This is a genomic window from Streptomyces sp. NPDC107538 (assembly GCF_055657445.1).
This window is the reverse complement of the sequence record NZ_JBVKAY010000019.1, coordinates 50,043-69,733: the sequence shown is the minus strand read 5'-3', so window position 1 is coordinate 69,733 and position 19,691 is coordinate 50,043. Positions and strand designations below refer to the sequence as shown.

16 protein-coding genes are annotated in these 19,691 nt (G+C 72.8%); 4 read left to right on the top strand and 12 right to left on the bottom strand.

Annotation, left to right across the window (positions count from 1 at the left end; all coding sequences use genetic code 11):
- Positions 1–31 precede the first annotated feature (31 nt).
- Positions 32–1,252 (top strand): trans-sulfuration enzyme family protein, encoded by a 1,221-nt coding sequence (locus ACZ7MG_RS39185; protein ID WP_471395488.1) that lies wholly within the window; start codon positions 32–34, stop codon positions 1,250–1,252.
- A 14-nt stretch (positions 1,253–1,266) separates the two neighbouring features.
- On the opposite strand, the gene ACZ7MG_RS39180 is transcribed toward ACZ7MG_RS39185, so the two are convergent.
- The 5 genes from ACZ7MG_RS39180 to ACZ7MG_RS39160 all read right to left on the bottom strand — a co-directional run bounded on the left by ACZ7MG_RS39180 (position 1,267) and on the right by ACZ7MG_RS39160 (position 9,731).
- Complete coding sequence (locus tag ACZ7MG_RS39180; protein ID WP_471395487.1) at positions 1,267–2,550, bottom strand: GNAT family N-acetyltransferase; 1,284 nt, start codon at positions 2,548–2,550, stop codon at positions 1,267–1,269.
- A gap of 158 nt (positions 2,551–2,708) precedes the next feature.
- A complete protein-coding gene (locus tag ACZ7MG_RS39175; RefSeq protein WP_471395486.1) occupies positions 2,709–5,441 on the bottom strand; it encodes a DUF7824 domain-containing protein in 2,733 nt (910 codons plus the stop codon).
- Entirely contained in the window at positions 5,438–6,868 is a 1,431-nt protein-coding gene (locus ACZ7MG_RS39170) for an SWIM zinc finger family protein (protein WP_471395485.1), read from the bottom strand. Before ACZ7MG_RS39170 ends, ACZ7MG_RS39175 begins: the two co-directional genes overlap by 4 nt.
- A gap of 118 nt (positions 6,869–6,986) precedes the next feature.
- Positions 6,987–8,582 carry an alkaline phosphatase D family protein gene (locus ACZ7MG_RS39165; RefSeq protein ID WP_471395484.1) on the bottom strand — a complete coding sequence of 532 codons (1,596 nt, stop codon included), beginning with the start codon at positions 8,580–8,582 and terminating at the stop codon, positions 6,987–6,989.
- 315 nt (positions 8,583–8,897) lie between these two features.
- Complete coding sequence (locus ACZ7MG_RS39160) at positions 8,898–9,731, bottom strand: alpha/beta fold hydrolase (protein ID WP_471395566.1); 834 nt, start codon at positions 9,729–9,731, stop codon at positions 8,898–8,900.
- A 204-nt stretch (positions 9,732–9,935) separates the two neighbouring features.
- On the opposite strand from ACZ7MG_RS39160, the gene ACZ7MG_RS39155 reads away from it, so the two are divergent.
- Together ACZ7MG_RS39155 and ACZ7MG_RS39150 are read left to right on the top strand one after the other, a co-directional pair.
- Positions 9,936–10,832, top strand: a complete 897-nt coding sequence (locus tag ACZ7MG_RS39155) for an RNA polymerase sigma-70 factor (RefSeq protein WP_471395483.1) — start codon at positions 9,936–9,938, stop codon at positions 10,830–10,832.
- Positions 10,833–10,994: 162 nt separating this feature from the next.
- A complete protein-coding gene (locus ACZ7MG_RS39150) occupies positions 10,995–11,756 on the top strand; it encodes a GntR family transcriptional regulator (protein WP_471395482.1) in 762 nt (253 codons plus the stop codon).
- Positions 11,757–11,869: 113 nt separating this feature from the next.
- On the opposite strand, the gene ACZ7MG_RS39145 is transcribed toward ACZ7MG_RS39150, so the two are convergent.
- A complete protein-coding gene (locus ACZ7MG_RS39145) occupies positions 11,870–13,027 on the bottom strand; it encodes an ROK family transcriptional regulator (protein ID WP_471395481.1) in 1,158 nt (385 codons plus the stop codon).
- A 427-nt stretch (positions 13,028–13,454) separates the two neighbouring features.
- Here ACZ7MG_RS39145 and ACZ7MG_RS39140 point away from each other — a divergent pair, with 427 nt between their 5' ends.
- Positions 13,455–13,898 (top strand): hypothetical protein, encoded by a 444-nt coding sequence (locus tag ACZ7MG_RS39140; protein WP_471395480.1) that lies wholly within the window; start codon positions 13,455–13,457, stop codon positions 13,896–13,898.
- Positions 13,899–13,957: 59 nt separating this feature from the next.
- On the opposite strand, the gene mug is transcribed toward ACZ7MG_RS39140, so the two are convergent.
- From mug to ACZ7MG_RS39110, 6 genes are all read right to left on the bottom strand, one after another.
- Positions 13,958–14,455 carry a G/U mismatch-specific DNA glycosylase gene (mug, locus tag ACZ7MG_RS39135; RefSeq protein WP_471395479.1) on the bottom strand — a complete coding sequence of 166 codons (498 nt, stop codon included), beginning with the start codon at positions 14,453–14,455 and terminating at the stop codon, positions 13,958–13,960.
- A 44-nt stretch (positions 14,456–14,499) separates the two neighbouring features.
- Positions 14,500–15,942 carry an adenylosuccinate lyase gene (purB, locus tag ACZ7MG_RS39130; RefSeq protein ID WP_471395478.1) on the bottom strand — a complete coding sequence of 481 codons (1,443 nt, stop codon included), beginning with the start codon at positions 15,940–15,942 and terminating at the stop codon, positions 14,500–14,502.
- A 59-nt stretch (positions 15,943–16,001) separates the two neighbouring features.
- A complete protein-coding gene (locus ACZ7MG_RS39125) occupies positions 16,002–16,364 on the bottom strand; it encodes a DUF4326 domain-containing protein (protein ID WP_471395477.1) in 363 nt (120 codons plus the stop codon).
- A gap of 41 nt (positions 16,365–16,405) precedes the next feature.
- The gene (locus ACZ7MG_RS39120; RefSeq protein ID WP_471395476.1) at positions 16,406–17,188 is read right to left on the bottom strand and encodes an SGNH/GDSL hydrolase family protein; all 783 of its coding nucleotides are present in this window, start codon (positions 17,186–17,188) and stop codon (positions 16,406–16,408) included.
- Positions 17,189–17,254: 66 nt separating this feature from the next.
- A complete protein-coding gene (locus ACZ7MG_RS39115; protein ID WP_471395475.1) occupies positions 17,255–18,271 on the bottom strand; it encodes a hemolysin family protein in 1,017 nt (338 codons plus the stop codon).
- Positions 18,268–19,623 (bottom strand): hemolysin family protein, encoded by a 1,356-nt coding sequence (locus tag ACZ7MG_RS39110; protein ID WP_471395474.1) that lies wholly within the window; start codon positions 19,621–19,623, stop codon positions 18,268–18,270. Before ACZ7MG_RS39110 ends, ACZ7MG_RS39115 begins: the two co-directional genes overlap by 4 nt.
- Positions 19,624–19,691: the final 68 nt, after the last annotated feature.

Here is a 19,691-nt window from a genome sequence, read left to right as displayed (position 1 = left end):
TACGGCCCGGTCGATGTTCACTCTGGCGCCCATGAACTCAGCGAGCACGCACGCGTACGACCACGCACGCTCCACGCCGAGAGCACTGGCCACCGAGGCCGTGCACGCCGGCCGCGACGACCTCGCGCGCCAGGGCCTGCACGTTCCGCCGATCGACCTGTCGACCACCTACCCCTCGTACGACAGCCGGGGCGAGGCCGCTCGCATCGACGCCTTCGCCGGCGACGGGGCCGAACCGGAGGGCCCACCGATCTACGGACGGCTCGGCAACCCGACCGTCGCCCGCTTCGAGACGGCCCTCGCCCGCCTCGAAGGCACCGAGAGCGCGGTCGCCTTCGCCAGCGGCATGGCCGCCCTGAGCGCCGTCCTCCTGGTCCGCGCCTCCATGGGCCTGCGCCATGTCGTCGCCGTACGGCCCCTGTACGGCTGCAGCGACCATCTCCTCACCGCCGGGCTGCTCGGCACCGAGGTCACCTGGGTCGACCCGGCCGGTGTCGCCGACGCGCTGCGCCCCGACACGGGCCTGGTCCTGGTCGAGACGCTGGCCAACCCGACCCTCGCCGAACTCGACCTCCGCGCCCTCGCCCACGCCTGCGGCTCGGTCCCGCTGCTGGCGGACAACACCTTCGCCACGCCCGTCCTGCAACGCCCCGTCGAACAGGGCGCCCGGCTGGTCCTGCACAGCGCCACCAAGTACCTAGGCGGCCACGGTGACGTCATGGCCGGGGTCGTGGCCTGCGACGAGGAGTTCGCCGGGCGGCTGCGCCAGGTCCGCTTCGCCACCGGCGGCGTCCTGCACCCGCTCGCCGGCTACCTCCTGCTGCGCGGCCTGTCCACGCTCCCGGTCCGGGTCCGCGCGGCCTCGGCGACCGCCGCCGACCTCGTCCGCCGTCTCGCCGCCGACCCGCGTGTCGCCCGCGTCCACTATCCGCGCATCGGCGGCGCCATGATCGCCTTCGAAGTCCACGGCGACCCCCACGAGGTCATCGCCGCCGTCCGCCTGATCACCCCGGCGGTGAGCCTCGGCAGCGTCGACACCCTCATCCAGCACCCCGCCTCCATCAGCCACCGCATCGTGGACGAGACCGACCGCCGCGGCGCAGGCGTCAGCGACCGACTGCTGCGCATGTCGGTTGGCTTGGAGGACGTCGAGGACCTGTGGACGGATTTGGACGCGGCGCTGGGGAGCAGGGTGCGCAGCACCCCTGCAGGGGCGCGGGGAACTGCGCGACCAGCCACAGCGCACCGGTAGCCGACGACGGGGCGTCAACCCCGACGGCGCCCCTCCGCAGCCTCAACCACCCGCACCTCGTCCAACCGCGCGGTGATCACCAGCGTCCCCTCCTCGATCTGATAGTCGAGCGGCAGCTCAAGCCCCCGCATCGCCGCGACCATCCCCGTGTTGGACGACTGCGTCACCACGTACACGTGCGCGCACCCCGTCCCCGCCGCCATGTCCACCAGCCTGCGGAGCAACTCCCCGCCGATCCCGCGCCGCTGCCAGTCGTCCTCGACGAGCAGCGCGATCTCCGTCTCGTCGCCGTCCCAGAGGAGGTGACCCAGCCCGACGAGACGACCCGAGGCCGTCTGCGCGGCGAGCGTCCGCCCGAAGCGCGGGCTCAGCAGGTGCTTGAGATACCGGTCGGCGTCCCCCACCGGCCCGTGGTAGCGCATGCTCAGCGTCCGCGCCGAGCACCGTTCGTGCATCTCCTTCGCCGCCCGCAGATCCCCGGCGTCGGCACGCCGCACCGTGATGTCGTTGCCCTCGGGCAGCGTCAGCACGTCCTCGCCGCGCGGGATCCTCGGCCCCAGCCGCGCGTCCAGCTCCACCAGGGCCCGCGCCCGCGCGAACTCCGTCGGCGTGAACGGCAGATACGGCCGTTCCACCGTGATCACCCCGCCCTCCGGCGCCCGCAGCCGCATCACCGTCTCCTCCAGGACCCCTTCGACCGGGGCGCTCTCCTGGACCCGGCCCGAGCCGGGAGCGGTGGCGGGCAGCGAGCGGATGGTGCAGCGGCCCAGCAACTGCCGCAGCGCGAGCGGCAGTTCCGCCGCGTCCAGTGCCGTACGCGTGGCCAGACCGAGGATCCGGGTCGGCGCGTCCACCAGGTCGTGGGCGTCACCGCGCTCGATCCAGGTCCCGGAGCCGCCCGCCTCCGACACGGCCCGCACGATCTCGGTGGCCGACAGCTCCTCGGGCGCCCGGAGCAGGAACTCGTCCACCGTGCCCTCGGCCAGCGGATGCGTCTGCAGGCTCAGGATGTCGACCCGGTGCCCCGCCAGCGCCATGCACAGCGCGGCCAGTGAACCGGGCTCGTCCTTCACCGTCGTCCGCATCCGCCACATCAGGGTCGCACCGGTGACCACCGGGGCGGCCTCGGCGGACGGCCCGGCCTGCTGCCCCTCGGCGAGCGGCGGCCGGGCGTCGGTATCACCGGTCGGGGGCGCGTGCCCGTGGCGGCGTTCCCACCAGCCACGGAACCCGGCCGTGGCCGAGAGGAAGTGGTGGTGGATCGCGCGGCCGTTCCGGGCCCGCGTAGCATCTGACATGTCTGGAGTCATGGGGCCACTGTGAACGAACGGTGTTGCGTGATCACGAACGCTTTGTGACTGACCGGTAAAAGCATCGTTCCGCACCTTTTGTTGCGGTTTGTATAACCGAAGCTGACCGATGCTGCCGGATCCGACGCCGACCGTGACCGCCGAGGTCAGACCACCGCCCCCGCCACCCCCTCTCCCAGCGCCGCGCGCAGCCGCCGGGCCTGGGACACCAGCCGGGACGAACCCCGCCGCTCCGCCACCTCCGCGAGATACGGCAGCTCCCCGGGTGCCCCGGAGCGCTCCACGCATTCGGCGGCGACGGCCACGAGATCCCCGAGACCGCGCGGCGCCGGCTTCGCCCCCTTCCCGTCCGAGAGTTCCGTGGGTGCTGCGCCTTCCGTGAGTTCGGCGAGCAGCGGTGGCAGTGCCTCCCGCAGCACCGCCCAGGCCGTGCCGTACGCCCCGGTCGAGGCCGCCGTCCGTATCGCCTCCGCGAGCCGCGCCGGTTTCACACTCCCCAGCACCGCCAGCTTCCCCAGGTCGGCCCCCAACCGCGCCGCGTCCAGCCGCCCGCGCGCCGCCAGCACCAGCAGGGCGTCCACGGCGGCGAGCCGGTCCTCCGCACGCTGCGCGCCCAGCCCGTACGCCACACAGAGATGGACGGCCGGGCCCGCCTCGCCCTCCGCCTCGGCGAGCGTCGGCAGGAACCTGTAGCCGGACCGGGTGTCCTCGATGGTGGCCATGGAGAGATCGCGCAGGATCCGTCCCGCCACCAGCTCCGGCCGCCCCGGCACCAGCGCCAGCCAGTGCTTCCACTCGTCGTCGTCCCAGTGCGCGCAGTAGTAGCGGTCCGTGTACACGGACGACGGCCGCCCCAGCCGACGGAACTCCGGCGGGAACGAATCGACCCGCAGCTCGGGCAGTTCACCGAACTCCACGAGCATCCTCGGCCCGGCCGTACGGCCCCGCTCGACGGGCTGCGACGGTACGCCCGTCAGCAGCCACTCGGCCAGCCGGTCGCCCTCCGTCGTGCCCAGCCGCCGGGCCGCCGCCGCGGCGGACGCGAGCGCCGCCGGGTCGTCGCGCCGCACCCGCAGCCGGGCCTGCGCGAAGTCCGCCTCGCCCGGCCGGACGCCCGACCGCCGGTAGACGTCCAGCCGCTCCACCAGGTCCGCCGCCTCCAGCGACCCCGTGCTCCAGGTGGGCGTCGCCAGCAGGAACGGCAGCGGTTCGGTCCGGATCCGATACGCGATCTCCCGCAGCCGGGCGTCGAACGACCAGGCCAGGCCGCTGTGCACACAACCCGCCGACTCCTCTGCCCTGTTGCGGGTCGGGCGCAGGGCGTCGGTGCGCACCCGCTCGAACAGCGTCGCGAGGATGATCTCCAGGCCGTGGGCCGACTCACGGAAGTACTTGTCGACGTACCCCGTGCCCATGCCCGTCCACCAGCGTCCGGCCGCCGCCGGGCCCAGCGCTTCCACCAACGCGTCCCGGTCCCGGTGCGCGTGCCGGACGAGTCCGTCCAACGCCCGCTCGAACGCGTCGACCTCGCCCTCCGCGGCCAGCAGGGCACCGATCTCCTCGGCCAGTTCGGTCACCGTCTCCGGCGCCGGGGCGACCCGGGTCGGCAGGGGAACGGGCGGCAGCAGCTCCTCGTACACCTCGGGGGCGGGCTCCTCCGTGCCCGGAGCACCGAGGAGCCGATGGGCCCGGACCCGCAGGCCGGGGATCAACTGGGCCGCGGCGTCGGCGATCTCGTCCCGTACGCCGATCGCCTCCCCGCCGCTTCCGGGGCCGACGTCGCCGAGATCACCGGTGTCGTCGAGGTCGCCCAGGTGACGCTCCACCAGCTTCAGCGCCCGCTCCTGCACATCCGTGTCCGGGTGCCCGAACGCCTGGGCGATGACCGGCAGCAGCTCGGCGGCCGTGGACGGATCCTGCTTGAGCGCCTTGCCCAGCAGCACGAGCTGGGCCCGGACGAGCTTCTTCTCGGTGCGGAAGAGCACCGCACCGGACAGCTCCGCGAGCCGACGCAGCCCCAACTCGCCCTCCAGCGCCAAGCCCGCGAGGACCGACTGCGCGTGCGCCGCCACCGTGGAGGGCGCGTCGGAGCACAGCGCCGTCCAGTCCGCGATCCGCGCGCGCTGCTCGTCGCGGGTGAGGTCGAACGCGGTCAGCAGGCCCAGGAAGACCTTGTTGTCCGCCATGGAGCCGCCGCCGCGCAGCAGCCGGGCCACACACCCGTCGACCATGGCCTCGCGGTCGAGGAGGCCCTCCCGGGTCAGCTGGGTGAGGGCGTACGTCCAGTCGTTCAGCCCTTCGCCGTACCGCCAGTCGCTGCGGGCGCCGATCTCCTCGGTCTCGAACAGCGCGGCGACCAGCTCCGCCAGATGCGGGTCCGTCCGCAGGGTTCCGATGACCGTGCCCGCGTGCCGACGCTGCCGTCCGACGTGGTCCATCCAGCCCCGGACATAGGCCTCGGACGTGGGAACCGGGCAGCCCGCGAGCCGGACGAGGCCGGCCATCAGCTCGTACGGGACGTCCGAGGAGAGCGGGCGCTCCGCCAGGCGCCGCACGACCTCGGCGAGCCAGGCGGGATCACGGTCGCCGAGCACGTCGATCAGCACCCTCGGCGGTGCCTGCCGCCAGCGCAGCTCGGACCCGGTGAGCCAGGCCGCCACGGCGGCGGCGCCCGTCTGACAGACGGCACCCGCCGCATGCAGCGTCGGATACGCGCGCTGGGCCGGAGAACTCCACGGCTCGGCCCGCAGCTCCTTCCGCAGCTGCTTCAACTCCGGCACGCACGCGCGCCGTTCGGCGTCCGTCATCCCGTCCACCAGCGCGACCAGGTCACTCATGTTCCCCGACCGCACCGCCCTGATCAGCGACTCCGCACTCATCGCGCACCCCCGTCGATCCGTACCGCGCCGGCTTCTGCGTCGGCCTGTGTGCCATCCGGCTCCGCCGTGGCGCCCCTGCGGACCATGCGCACCGCCAGCGCGTGCTTGCAGGGGCCCCGGCCGCCCCGGTACTTCGCCCACCAGAGGCAGGAGCAGCTCAGGGTGCCCGCGCTGTCCCGGACCCGGTGGACATGGCCGTCCTCGGCCGTGACGGTGCCGAGGTCGCCGTCCAGGGCGACCGCTCCGGCGGCCACCAGGGCGCGGGCCGAGCGCAGCCGTGGATTGTGGCGCTCGACGCGGTCGGCGTCGTACGGCAGTTCACGGTGGAAGTACGCGGCCTCCGCCGTGTCGTAGCCGACGCGCCCCGAGGTGCCCAGCCGGGTCAGCGCCGCCCGCACCCGCTCGGCCGGCAGGCCGGACGAGGCGGCGAGGTCGCCGATGTCGATGCGCGGCTCCCAGGCGAGCAGGACCCCGATCAGCTCCGCGTCCTCGGCGGCCTCGTCGGTGGCCAGGGCCTCCAGCACCCCGCCCTCGCCGGAGAAGCCCCGCCCGGCCTCCGGGGACAGCGTGAGGGTGAGCCGCATACCGGGGAGCACGACCTCCCAGGCGCCGGCCACCGCGGTCTCACCGGTGGCCGGCGGACCGTAGACGCGCAGCGCCGTGGCATGGCGCAGCACCCGCTGCAGGGCCACCAGCCGCTCCGGGCCCGGCAGACAGACCGCGCCCGGGACGGGCCGGGTCGTCGGCCGCAGCGCGCGTCCGGCGGGCACGACCCACTGGGCGCCCCGCGAAGCCCCGCGCGCACCGCCGCGCGGCAGCGACCGCAGGAACCGCACCGCCTCGGCGGCGGGCAGCTCGGCCCGCAGATCGAACCCGGCCGCGATCACCTGGGCCTCGGCGAAACCGCGCAGCCAGCGGTCCGGCAGCGGCACCTTCTTCTCCACCACCGGACCGTCCAGGGTGGTCACCGCCAACTCCTCGGGCCCTACCCGCAGATGCAGCGGATCGTCCCCGCCGATCCGGGACAGCGCCTCCCGCAGCGGGTTGTTGACGTCCACATTGGTGGTGCCGTGCCCCACCTCGCCACCGTCGAGGCCCGGCCCCAGCACGTCCAGCCGGGCGTAGACGCCGCCGCAGCCCGAGAAGGACTCGAACCGCAGCCGGTCCCCGTTGCCCGTCACCACCGGATCCAGCGAGGACCGCAGCTGCTGCTGGAAGTACCGCGCCGCCGCCACGTCGGCCACCGCCAGCAGCCCGGCCGCCGCCACCTGAGGGGAGGTCAGGAAGCCCGTGAAGAACCGCGGATGGTCCTCGACACCCGTCGGGGTCGCACCCCGGGAGGTCTCGAGCCCCAGCCGACGTCCGCCCGCCACGGACTCCAGCACGGAGGGTCGGGTGTAGGCCACGGCCTGCAGAGATCGCGTCATGGGAAAACCGTAGGAGCGACCACTGACAATCGCCCCTGACCTGCGAAAACGCGAGGTTCAGGGGCGATCGTCGTACGGGCTGCGGGCTGCGGGCTGCGGGCTGCGTACGGGCTACGGGTTACTGCCCGACGAGACCCGGCTGCAGCACCTTCGTGTAGAGCACGGTCCCGTCCTGCTCCCGCAGCCGGACCGTCAACTCCCCGCTGTGGCCGTCGATGTCGACCTCGCCGAAGAACTGGTAGCCGCCCGCCGGGGAGACGTTCGCCGTGGTCGGCGCCTTCATGAACACCCGTTCGGGACCGAAGGTGTTGTCGAGCGCGTTGGCCGGGAAGGCGCCGGCGTTGAGCGGGCCGGAGACGAACTCCCAGAACGGCTCGAAGTCGGTGAAGGCGGCCCGCGACGGCTGGTAGTGCTGCGCCGAGGTGTAGTGGACGTCGGCCGTCAGCCACACCGTGCCGGTGATCTTCCGGTGCTTGATGAACCGCAGCAGCTCGGCGATCTGCAGCTCCCGCCCGAGCGGAGCGCCCGGATCGCCCTGCGCCACGGCCTCGATGTTCGGCTTGCCGTCGCCGGTGTCCGGCACGACCAGGCCGAGCGGCATGTCGGAGGCGATCACCTTCCACACCGCGCGCGACTTCGACAGCTCCCGCTTGAGCCACTGCAACTGCTCGGCGCCGAGAATGCCGACCGCGTCGGTGGTCTGCGTGTCGGGCGAGTTGGCGTTGCGGTACGTCCGCATGTCCAGCACGAACACGTCCAGCAGGGGGCCGTGGCGCAGCACGCGGTGCACGCGGCCCTCCCGGGCGCCCGGCCGCAGCGTGGAGATCGGGAAGTACTCGCTGAAGGCCCGCCGCGCCCGCGCCGCCAGCACGTCCACGTTCTTCTCGGTGTACCGGGTGTCGGTGAGGATCTCGCCCGGGTACCAGTTGTTGGTGACCTCGTGGTCGTCCCACTGCACGATCGCCGGGACCTGGGCGTTGAACCGCTTCAGGTTCTCGTCCAGCAGGTTGTAGCGGAAGTTGCCCCGGAACTCGGCGAGCGTCTCGGCCACCTTGGACTTCTCCTCGGTGGTGACGTTCCGCCAGGTGTTGCCGTCCGGGAGCGCGGCCGTCGCCGCGATCGGGCCGTCCGCGTAGATGGTGTCGCCGCTGAACAGGAAGAAGTCCGGGTCCAGCGCGCCCATCGCGTCGAAGATGCGGTAGCCGCCGCGGTCCGGGTTGATGCCCCAGCCCTGCCCGGCCAGGTCGCCCGACCACACGAACCGCGCCCCGGAACGGCGTTTCAGCGAGGTCGTACGGAACGTCCCGGTGACCGGCTCACCCGTGCGGCGCGGGTCGTCCGGGTCGGCGAGCAGCACCCGGTAATGGATCTGCTCACCCGACGGCAGACCGCTCAGCCGCGTGGTGCCGGTGAAGTCCGTGCCGGCGCCGAGCAGCGGGCCGTGCCATCTGCGCGCGTTGCGAAACGACTCGGTGGCGGACGTCTCGACGATCATCCGCGCCGGACGGTCCGACCGGACCCACACCAGCCCGGAGTGCGCGGTCACGTCGCCGGTCTGCACACCCCACCCGGCCTTGGGCCGCCCCGACAGGGCCAGCGCCGGCACCGAACCGAGCGCGACGGAACCGGGCAGCGCGAGGGCCGCCGACGCGGCGAGCGAGCCGCGCAGCACGCTGCGGCGGCCGGGCTGAGAACTCGGCGGACGGTGTGACATGAATGCGCCTCCAGTGACGGATCCGGCCAGTGTGCACAGCCATGACTACGCGTACGCCGCAGCGCACACGGAAACGTCAAGTGAACAACTGTCCGGGACGTGAGGGAAGCGGGCGCCGCGTGGAACGCGGGGGTTTCGGTGCGTCGGTGGGTGCGGGTCCGGTGGGGCTACTCGCGCAGTTCCCCGCGCCCCTGAAAAGCAGGGGCTGCGCCCCATGCCTTTCGCCGCGAAAGGGCCGCAGGCCCCTTTCAGGGGCGCGGGGAACTGCGCGACCAGCCCCCACCGGACCCGCGCCGAAAGAGGCGGCCAAAAACCTCAGCGGCTGCCGTCGAGGATGACGCGGGCGACCAGCGCGGGGTCGTCGTTCATGGGGCAGTGGCCGCAGCCGGGCAGCCGTACGAGGCGGGCGCCGGGGATGACCCGCTTGGCGCGGACGCCCTGGCGGCGGACGAGCAGCCAGTCCCGGGTACCCCAGGCCACGGTGATCGGCAGCCCGGGGACGTCGTCGGTGAACAGGACGCTGCCGCCGGCCCGCAGGGTCGCGTCGAACCCGGTGGCCCCCGCCAGCGCGAGCGTCTCGGCGACCACCGCCTCCGGTGAACGGCGGGCCGGGCGGGCATAGATGGTGCTCGTCAGTGCGGTGCGGCCGGCCGCGGACCGGGACAGCCGCTCGACCAGGGGCAGCGGCAGCCGCCGCGAGATGTGCCGCATGGTGAGCAGGACGCCGAACGCGTAGCGCCGCTCGGCCTCGTTCCAGAACCCGGCGGGCGACAGGGCCGTGACGGACCGTACGAGCTTCTCGCGGCCCAGCTCCAGGGCGAGCAGCCCGCCCAGGGAGTTGCCGGCCACGTGGGGGCGGTCGAGCTCCAGCGTCTCGCAGAAGGCGCCGAACACGGCGGTCGTCGTGGGCAGGTCGTAGGCGAGGCCGTCGGGCAGCGCCGGGGACTCGCCGAAGCCGGGCAGGTCCACGGTGATGACCTCGCGCTCGGCCGCCAGGATGTGCACCACGGGGTCCCAGGCCTGCCGGTGGTGGCCGATGCCGTGCAGCAGGAGCAGCGGCTCGCCCGCGCCCTCGCGCGCGTAGGAGACCGTCACGGGTCGCGGGCCGAGCGGGGTGGGGACCTGGAAGGAGACCGTGGCGGCGGACATGGTGCAGCTCCTCGTCTGGGAGGGGGCGCGCTGACGTACGGCGTTCTGACGTACGGCGTTCTGACGTACGGCGTTCTGACGTACGGCGTTCATAGACAGCTTGTCAGCAACTGCTACCGGCGGGTAGTCCTTGTCGGTAACAAGCCTCCGCGCGTGCGCGGAATCGCCTGGACAGGGCGGCGCCCGCCGGGATGGGATGGACGGGTGACCACCGACACCGATATCGCGACCGACGTCTTCGAAGAGCACCGCCCCGTCCTCATGGGAGTCGCCTACCGCATGCTCGGCCGGATCGCCGACGCGGAGGACGTGGTCCAGGAGGCCTGGCTGCGCTGGTCCGGCGCCGAACGGTCCGAGGTGCGTGAACCACGCGGCTATCTGGTCCGGATCACCACCCGCCTCGCCATCGACCGGCTGCGCCAGGTGCAGTCGCGCAACGAGGCCTACCCAGGGCCCTGGCTGCCCGAGCCGTACATCACCGACTACGGGGCCACCGTCCCCGACACCGCCGAGCGGGCCGTCCTCGCGGACACCGTCTCCCTCGCCGTCCTCGTCGTCATGGAGTCCCTGTCGCCCCTGGAACGCGCGGTGTTCGTGCTCCGGGAGGCCTTCGGCTTTCCCTACGCCGAGATCGCGGCCATGATCGACCGCGCCGAGCCCGCCGTCCGCCAACTCGCCGGACGAGCCCGCAGGCATGTCGACGAGCGCCGGCCGCGCTACGAGGTCGACCCGGCCCAACGCCGTGAGCTGACCGAGAAGTTCCTCGCCGCCGCGACCGGTGGCGACCTCGACGGACTCATGGCGCTGCTGGCCCCGGACGTGCGGCTGGTGGGCGACGGCGGCGGCATCGGCAAGGCCCCGGTGCGGGTCCTCGAAACCGCCGACAAGGTGGGACGGTTCCTGCACGGCGCGGCCGGCAAGGGCGTCGCGGAGGTCTCGTTCCGCTTCATGGAGATCAACGGCGGCCACGCGGTGGTGCTGTTGGCCGGCGGCAAGGTCGACAGCGTGTTCCAACTCGACGTCGTCGACGGGCGGATCCAGTGCGTCTACATCGTGCGCAACCCGGAGAAGCTGCTCGCACTGGCGGCCGTGAAGCTCTGATGAACGCTGTCGGGCGTCCGACCTGTCGGATGCCCGAGGGTTCGATGATTGGTCTTGACCAAGGGTGGGGGCAGGCCTATGGTCGCAAGAAAGTGCAACAACCTTTAATAAACAAGGGCGCTAAAAACGCCGCCGGGCCACGGCGAAGCAGCGGAGGACAGGGTGGGGACCCAGCAGCTGGAATCGGTGCCGGAACCGAAGTACTGGCATCTGAAGACCGTGCTCAGTGAGGCATTGGACTCCGAGTTCTCGGTGGGGGAGATCCTGCCCAACGAACGTGATCTCGCGGCCCGTTTCGGTGTCGCCCGGGCCACCCTCCGCCAAGCGCTGGAGCAGCTCGAACTGGAGGGCCGACTGCAGCGCCGGCGCGGCGTCGGCACCACCGTGGCACCCCCGCGCGTGGGCGTCGCGGTCGGCACCGAGCAGCACGCGTGGCCGGGCACCGTCGGTGACACCTGGCAGACCGTGGACTGCACGGACTCGGCGCCGCCCGTCGCGGTCGCCGACATCCTGGACAGCGTGCACGGCGAGCAGGTGCACGTCGTACGCCGCTCCCGTATGTCGCACGGCCAGCCCGTCGCCGCCGAACTGCTCTACATCCCGGCGGCCTCGGTGCCCGCCCTGTCCGCCATAGACGCCCCCTCCGGTGCCGCACGCGCGCGTGCCGTACTGCGTGAGCTGCAGCGTCTGGAGCTGGAGGGACAGGAGCGTTCGGTGGAGCTGGGCTCCGCCCGCGCGGACGACGCCAAGGAGCTGGACCGGCTGCCCGGCGCGCCCGTCCTCGTCGTCACCACCCGCTTCTACGCCGAAGGACGCACGGCGGCCGTCTCCCTGGCCACCTACCGTGCTGACACGTGCCGCCTGACCTTCGGTGCCTCGGGCGGCGTCGAGATCCACCACGGCCCGGAGCGCCGCGCGTCCTGACCCCGCGCACGCCCGGCGAATCGCACCCGCGAGCCGCACCGCGAGCCGCACCCGCCGCGCCCCGGACATCCGGGGCGCGGCGTTCTCGTGCCCGGACGTCCGGGGCACGGCCGTCAGCGGCGGGCCGTGACCGTGCCCTCCACCGCGAACAGCTGCTCCTCGACATGGTCCAGGGCCAGCCGGAGCGCGCCCATGGCGACGGCCGTCTCGCCCAGTCGGGAGAGGGCGACGCGGGGCGGACGCAGACAGTAGCGGGCCAGCTCGTGGCGGAGGGGGTCGAGGACATCGTCGATACCGGTCGCCCAGCCGCCGACGACCACGAGTTCGGGGTCGAGGGCGAGCACGAGGGCCGTCACGTCGTGCACGAGGCGCTGTATGAAGCGGTCGACGGCCTCACGGGCCCGTTCGTCTCCCTCGCGCGCGTGCTGGAAGACCTCGGCGACCGCCTGCTCGTCCAGCGGATGCAGGGGCTCACCCGTCGTCGACAGCAGCGCCTCCGGGGTGGCCTCGCGGCCCAGCAGATGCAGCGCGCCGATCTCGCCGGCCGCGCCGCCGTACCCCCGGTGCAGCCGCCCGCCGATCAGCGAACCGGCGCCCGGACTCAGCCCCGCCAACACGAACACCACATCGTCCGACTCGGCGGCGGCGCCCTTCCAGTGCTCGGCGACGGCCGCCGCGTTGGCGTCGTTCTCGACCAGCACGGAGCACTTGAAGGAACGGCTCAGCCGCTCGCCGAGGTTCAGCCCCGTCCACTCCGGCAGGGCCGCGCACAGACGTACGGCGCCGTCGGCCTCGATGACCCCCGGACTGCCCACGCCGACCGCGCGCAGCGAGCCCCGGGAGACGCCTGACCTGCGCAGCAGCTCGGCGACGGTCGAGCGCAGCCGCTCCAGCCGGTCGTCCGCCGACGCCGACTCCGAGACATCCTTGGTCAGCGAGCCCAGCACCCGCCCGTCGAGGTCCGCGAGCAGCGCGGTCACCTGGTGCGAGCCCACGTCCAGGCCCAGCAGATGGCCCGCCTCGGCCCGGAACCGGTAGTGTCGCGCCGGGCGCCCCTGCCGTCGTGCGGCGCCCTCGTCGGCGGCCCGCTCGACCACCAGCCCGGCCTCGACCAGCCCCTCCACGACGCCCTCGACCGTGGGCCGCGACAGCCCGGTGACCCTGGTGATCTCGGTGAGTGTCGCGTGGTCCGTGGCGCGCAGCGCGTGCAGCACCACGGCCGAGTTGATTCTTCGGAGCAGAGAAGGATCCCCGCCGGTCAGTCGCCCCAACGCCCGTCCTCCCAGCTCGCTCCCGTGTCTGCCGGATCGTACTCGCCAAGCCGCACCCCGGCGAGTGCCTGCCGCCCCCGACCTGCGGAATCCCCGACGAAGGCGGGTGTGGGCGCGGGCGGGAGCGGTGGCCCGCCGGCCCGGCATCCGCTGCCGCCGCCCACCGGCGCCCCGGCCGCCGGACGAACGCCCGACCCCACGACCCGACCCCACGACCTGGCCCCGCCCGAGGGCCCCGACCACCGCAGCCGCAGCCGCCGCCGACCACCACCACCGCCGACTACCCGCCGCCGCCGACGACTACCCGCCGCCGACGACGACTCCACCGCCACCGCCGACCACCACCCGTGCTCGACGACCGCTCGCCCCCGTGCCCGCCCCCCTGACACCGTGCCAATTGTCAGTGGTGCCCGCTTTACTGGACCGCATGAGCATCACGCAGCACCTCGCCGTCATCGAGCGGCTGTGCTCCGAGGACTTCCCGGCGGAGCCCGGCCGCTCGGACGTCGGCACGGCCGGACCCGGCTGGCACATCGCCGAGTTAGGGACGAGCGCCGACTTCTGGGAGGACGACGGGACACGGCGCGAGGAGACCGAGGAACAGTACGAGGCGGACCGTGACGCCCTGTCGGAGCGGCTCGCCGCGCGCTGGGGCGCCCCCGACGTGTTCAGCCTCTGGAGCGTCCGCGACCGCTCCACGGACGGCGAGGAGATACCCGAGCCCTGGGGACCGCTCAGCGCCCACGTCCCCGACGTGCACCTGTGGCGGGCGAACGGCCACGGCCGCTGGGTCGCGCTCGGCGTCTCCCAGTGGGACAAGGAGCTGCCGTTCCAACTGGTCGCGGTGATAACGGAGATCGACCCGCCCTGACCTGACCTGACGACCTGACCTGCCGAAACCCAGGGGAACCCCACGGCACCCGGCGGCGCTCAGCCCTCCGCCGCCACCCGCAGCCGCCCGAACTCCTCCGCCATCGTCGCCGTCGTCCAGTGCGCGTTCAGCCCGCTGGGATTGGGCAGCACCCACACACGCGCGTCACCGATCGTCCGCTCCTGGGGCCCGACGACGGCCTTGCGGTCGCCGAAGGCGGCGCGATACGCGGTCACACCGACCACCGCGAGCCAGCGCGGCCGGAGCCGCTCGACCTTGGCGGTCAGCAGGCGCCCGCCCGCGACGTACTCCTCCGCCGTCAGTTCGTCGGCGCGTGCCGTGGCACGGGCGACGACATTGGTGATGCCGAGCCCGTACAACGGCAACTCGCCCTGCTCGGACGGCTTCAGCAGCCGGGGCGTGAACCCGGACAGATGCAGGACGGGCCAGAAACGGTTGCCGGGGCGGGCGAAGTGGTGGCCGGAGACGGCCGTCATCAGCCCCGGGTTGATGCCGCAGAAAAGGACCCGGAGGCCGTCCGCCGTGACATCCGGCACCAGCCGGTCGCGGGCGGCCTCCAGTTCGGCCAGGGTCCAGCGGGTCAGAGGATCGCCCCCGGCGTGTAACCGGCGGCCTCCGGGCGCTGCTTCAGGATCTCCTCGATCCGGCCGACGATCACTGCGACCTGATCGGCGGCGGCGCCGGTGAAGGAGAGCTTGTCGGCCATGAGGGCGTCCAACTGGCCGCGGTCCAGCGGGATGCGGTCGTCGGCGGCGAGCTTGTCCAGCAGCTCGTTGCGCTCGGCGCCCTGCTCGCGCATGGCGAGCGCGGAGGCGACGGCGTTCTCCTTGATGGCCTCGTGCGCGACCTCACGGCCGACGCCCGCCCGTACGGCGCCCATCAGCACCTTGGTCGTGGCGAGGAAGGGGAGGTAGCGGTCCAGCTCCCGCGCGACGACGGCCGGGAAGGCGCCGAACTCGTCGAGCACGGTCAGGAAGGTCTCCAGCAGCCCGTCCAGCGCGAAGAACGCGTCCGGCAGCGCGACCCGGCGCACCACCGAGCAGGACACGTCGCCCTCGTTCCACTGGTCGCCGGCCAGCTCGCCGGTCATCGACGCGTACCCGCGCAGGATGACCATGAGGCCGTTGACCCGCTCGCACGACCGCGTGTTCATCTTGTGCGGCATGGCGGACGAGCCGACCTGGCCCGGCTTGAAGCCCTCGGTCACCAGCTCGTGCCCGGCCATCAGCCGGATCGTCTTCGCCAGCGAGGACGGCGCCGCCGCCAGCTGCACCAGCGCGGTCACCACGTCGTAGTCCAGCGAGCGCGGGTAGACCTGGCCGACCGAGGTGAACGCCTGCGCGAAGCCGAGGTGGCCCGCGATCCGGTCCTCCAGCTCGGCGAGCTTCGCCGCGTCGCCGCCCAGCAGGTCGAGCATGTCCTGGGCCGTGCCCACCGGGCCCTTGATGCCGCGCAGCGGGTACCGGCCGAGCAGTTCCTCGACCCGGCCGTACGCCACGAGCAGCTCGTCGGCGGCGGTCGCGAACCGCTTGCCGAGGGTGGTGGCCTGCGCGGCCACGTTGTGCGAGCGGCCGGCCATGACCAGCTCGCCGTACTCGCCGGCCAGCTTGCCGAGGCGCGCCAGCACGGCCACCGTACGGTCGCGGACCAGCTCCAGGGAGAGCCGGATCTGCAGCTGCTCCACGTTCTCGGTGAGGTCGCGGGAGGTCATGCCCTTGTGCACGTGCTCGTGCCCGGCGAGGTCGTTGAACTCCTCGATCCGCGCCTTCACGTCGTGCCGCGTGACCTTCTCGCGCTCGGCGATGGAGGCCAGGTCGACGGTGTCGAGGACCCGCTCGTAGTCGGCGAGCGCCTCCTCGGGCACCTCGATGCCGAGGTCCTTCTGGGCCCGCAGCACGGCCAGCCAGAGCTGCCGCTCCAACCTCACCTTCTGCTCGGGCGACCAGAGCGTGGCGAGCTCGGCGGAGGCGTACCGTCCGGCGAGGACGTTCGGGATGCGGGGCTTGGCTGGCGCAGAAGTCACGTGTACGGATTCTACTGGCGATTCGTGCAGGTGGGCGCCGGGGGTCTCTTCGGAGGAACCTACGAAGGCGGATGCGAAGGCGAGTCCGGGGTGTCGGCCAGCTCCGCCAGGATGTCTCCGTGGCACTGCTCGGGCGCGCACCAGCAGGCGAGCGTCTTGCCGCGCAGTTCCGGGACGAGGGCCAGCAGCTCGGGGTCGGCGAGCAGGTACTCGCGGTACTTCGCCATCACCTCGGCCCGTGTCCCGTCCCGCTTCTTCTTCTCGGTGTCGTACTGGAACGGGTTGAAGAGCGGGTGCCGCGGCAGGTCCCAGTGGCCCATGGTCCAGCGGCGGCCGATGTACACGAGGTCACTGGGCGCGAACTCCAGCCGGGGCCCGAAGTCGCGGATGCGGCCCTTGAGATTGATCACTGTCGTGGACACGCGTGCCTCCCGGTACGGCGGCTCCCGACGCTAGTGGCTCCCTACGCTAGTGGGCCCTCGTACGGCAGCAACTCGGGCCGCTTGGCCGGCATGCCGTCGCCCGAGGAGCGGCCGGTGAGGCGGCGGCCTATCCAGGGCAGCAGGTACTGGCGGGCGAACCGGGCGTGGGCCACCTGGCGGGCGGTCCAGCCGGGCGGCGGGGTGACGGGCATCGGCGTGCGCCACTCCGGGTCCTCCGCCTCGTGGCCGAGGGTCTGCCAGACCGCCTCGGCGACCCGGCGATGCCCCTCGGCCGTCAGGTGCAGCCGGTCCACGTCCCACATCCGGGGGTCGGCCAGTGAAGGCGCCCCGTACAGGTCGACGACGAGGGCGCCGTGCCGGGCGGCCAGGTCGTCGACGCAGACGAACAGCTCCTCCATGCGCGGCCGGAACCGTTCCAGGACCGGGCCCTGACGGCCGGGGCTGCGCATCAGGACGAGCTGCTTGCAGGAGGGGGCCAGGCGCTCCACGGCCTCCTCCAGCAGACCGCGCACCCGGCCCATGTCGCACTTGGGCCGGAGCGTGTCGTTGAGGCCGCCGACCAGGGTGATCACGTCCGGTTCCATCGCGGCCGCGACCTCCACCTGCTCGGCGACGATCTGCCCGATCAGCTTTCCGCGCACCGCGAGGTTGGCGTACCGGAAGCCGGGCGTCCGCGCGGCCATCCGGCCGGCGAGGAGATCCGCCCAGCCCCGGTAGGAGCCGTCGGGGAGGAGGTCGGACATGCCCTCGGTGAAGGAGTCGCCGACCGTGACAAGGCTGGAGTAGGTGGGATTCGTCTGCATGGCGGAACGATGCTAACGCGTTCACATACCCGACGGTCGGTCGGCTCCCTCACCCGCTCGGCTCCCTCACAGGCTCGGCTGACCCAGCAGCTCCCGCAGTACGTCCTCCATGGTCACGATGCCCGCGAGGCGGCCGTCCTCGCCCAGTACGGCCGCCAGGTGTGTCCGGCTGCGGCGCATCGCGGTGAGGACGTCGTCCAGCGGTGTGGTCTCCCGGACCCGGGCGATGGACCGCATGTCCCGGACGGAGAACGGCACATCGCGCGGGGCCGCGTCGAGCGCGTCCTTCACATGGAGGTAGCCCACGATCCGGCGCCCCTCGTCGACCACGGGGAAGCGGGAGAACCCGGACTCGGCCGACAGCCGCTCCAGCTCCTCCGGGGTGACCCCCATCCCCGCGTACACGACCCGCTCCAGTGGCAGCACGACATCGCGCACGGGCCGGCGGCCCAGCTCCAGGGCGTCGCGCAGCCGCTCCTGGGCGCGGTCGTCGATGAGCCCGGCCTCGCTGGAGTCGGCCACGAGACGGGCGAGTTCGGTGTCCGAGAAGGTCGCCGCGACCTCGTCCTTCGTCTCGATCCGCATCAGCTTCAGCAGTGTGTTCGCGAAGGCGTTGACCGTGAAGATCACCGGGCGCAGTCCGCGCGACAGGGCCACCAGCGGCGGGCCGAGCAGCAGCGCGCTGCGCACCGGCTCCGCGAGGGCGATGTTCTTCGGCACCATCTCGCCGAGCAGCATGTGGAGGTAGGTGGCGAGGGTCAGGGCGATCACGAAGGACACCACGTGCCCCGCGCCCTCCGGCACGCCCATCGCATGGAACACCGGCTCCAGCAGGTGTTCGATCGCTGGCTCCGCGACCACACCGAGGACCAGGGTGCACAGCGTGATGCCGAGCTGGGCGGCGGCCATCAGGGCGGACACGTGCTGCAGACCCCACAGCACGCTGCGGGCCCTCCGGTCGCCCTGTTCGGCGTACGGCTCGATCTGGCTGCGGCGCACGGAGATCAGGGCGAACTCGGCCCCCACGAAGAAGGCGTTGACGACCAGCGTCGCGAAACCGATCAGCAACTGGACGGCGGTCATCGCGTCTCCCCCTTGTGCTCAGCAGGCTCCTCGTGCTCCTCCTCGGACGCGACCGGCGCGTGCAGCAGCACCCGGGCGGCCCGGCGGCCGGCGGCGTCCACCACGTCCATCCGCCAGCCGACGACCTCGACGGTGTCGCCGACGGCCGGGATCCGGCCCAGCTCGGTGGCGACGAGCCCCGCGAGCGTCTCGTACGGCCCCTCCGGCGCGCGCAGACCGACGCGGGCCAGCTGGTCGGTGCGGGCCGAGCCGTCGGCCGAGTACAGCTCGCGGCCGTGTTCGTCGGTGCCGACGGGGGCGAGGTCGGGCGTCTCGTGCGGGTCGTGCTCGTCGCGTACCTCGCCGACGACCTCCTCGACGATGTCCTCCAGCGTCACGACACCGGCGGTCCCGCCGTACTCGTCGATGACGACGGCCATGGTGCGCTTGCCGGAGAGCCGGTCGAGGACCCGGTCGACGGTCAGGGACTCGGGGACGAGGAGCGGTTCGCGCAGCAGTTCGGCGACGGACGTGCGCAGTCGGCGCTCGGCGGGCACGGCCAGGACGTCCTTGATGTGCACGGTGCCGACGACCGAGTCCAGGCTGCCCCGGTAGACGGGGAAGCGGGACAGGCCGGTGGCCCGGGTCGCGTTCGCCACGTCCTCGCAGGTGGCCAGGGCGTCGAGGGCGATGACCTGGACGCGCGGAGTCATCACGTTCTCCGCGGTCAGGTCCGCGAGGTTCAGGGTGCGGACGAACAGCTCGGCGGTGTCCGCCTCCAGCGCGCCCTCCTTGGCGGAGTGCCGGGCGAGCGCCGCCAGCTCCTGGGGCCCGCGCGCGGAGGCCAGCTCCTCGGCGGGCTCGATGCCGAGGAGGCGTACGAGCCGGTTGGCGGTGTTGTTGAGGTGGGTGATGAACGGCCGGAACGCGGCGCTGAACCAGCGCTGCGGGTTCGCGACCTTCTTCGCCACCGGCAGCGGCGCGGAGATCGCCCAGTTCTTGGGCACCAGCTCGCCGACCACCATCAGCACGACGGTCGACAGGGCCGTACCGATCACCAGCGCGACGGAACTCGACGCGGACGCCGGGATGCCGACCGCCTCCAGCGGGCCCGCGATCAGCTTGGCGATGGACGGCTCGGCGAGCATGCCGACGACCAGGTTGGTGACGGTGATGCCGAGCTGGGCGCCGGAGAGCTGGAACGTCAGGTTCCGTACGGCCTTGAGGGCGCCGGCGGCGCCCCGCTCGCCGCGCTCCACGGCCCGCTCCAGCCGGCCCCGGTCGACCGTGGTCAGGGAGAACTCGGCGGCGACGAAGGCGCCACAGATCAGCGAGAGCAGCACCGCCACCAGAAGGAGGAGCACTTCGGTCATCGGGTCACCTCCGTCCCATGGTCGGACAGGGGCGGGAGGATCGCGCGATGTCGTGCACCGGCTCGGGT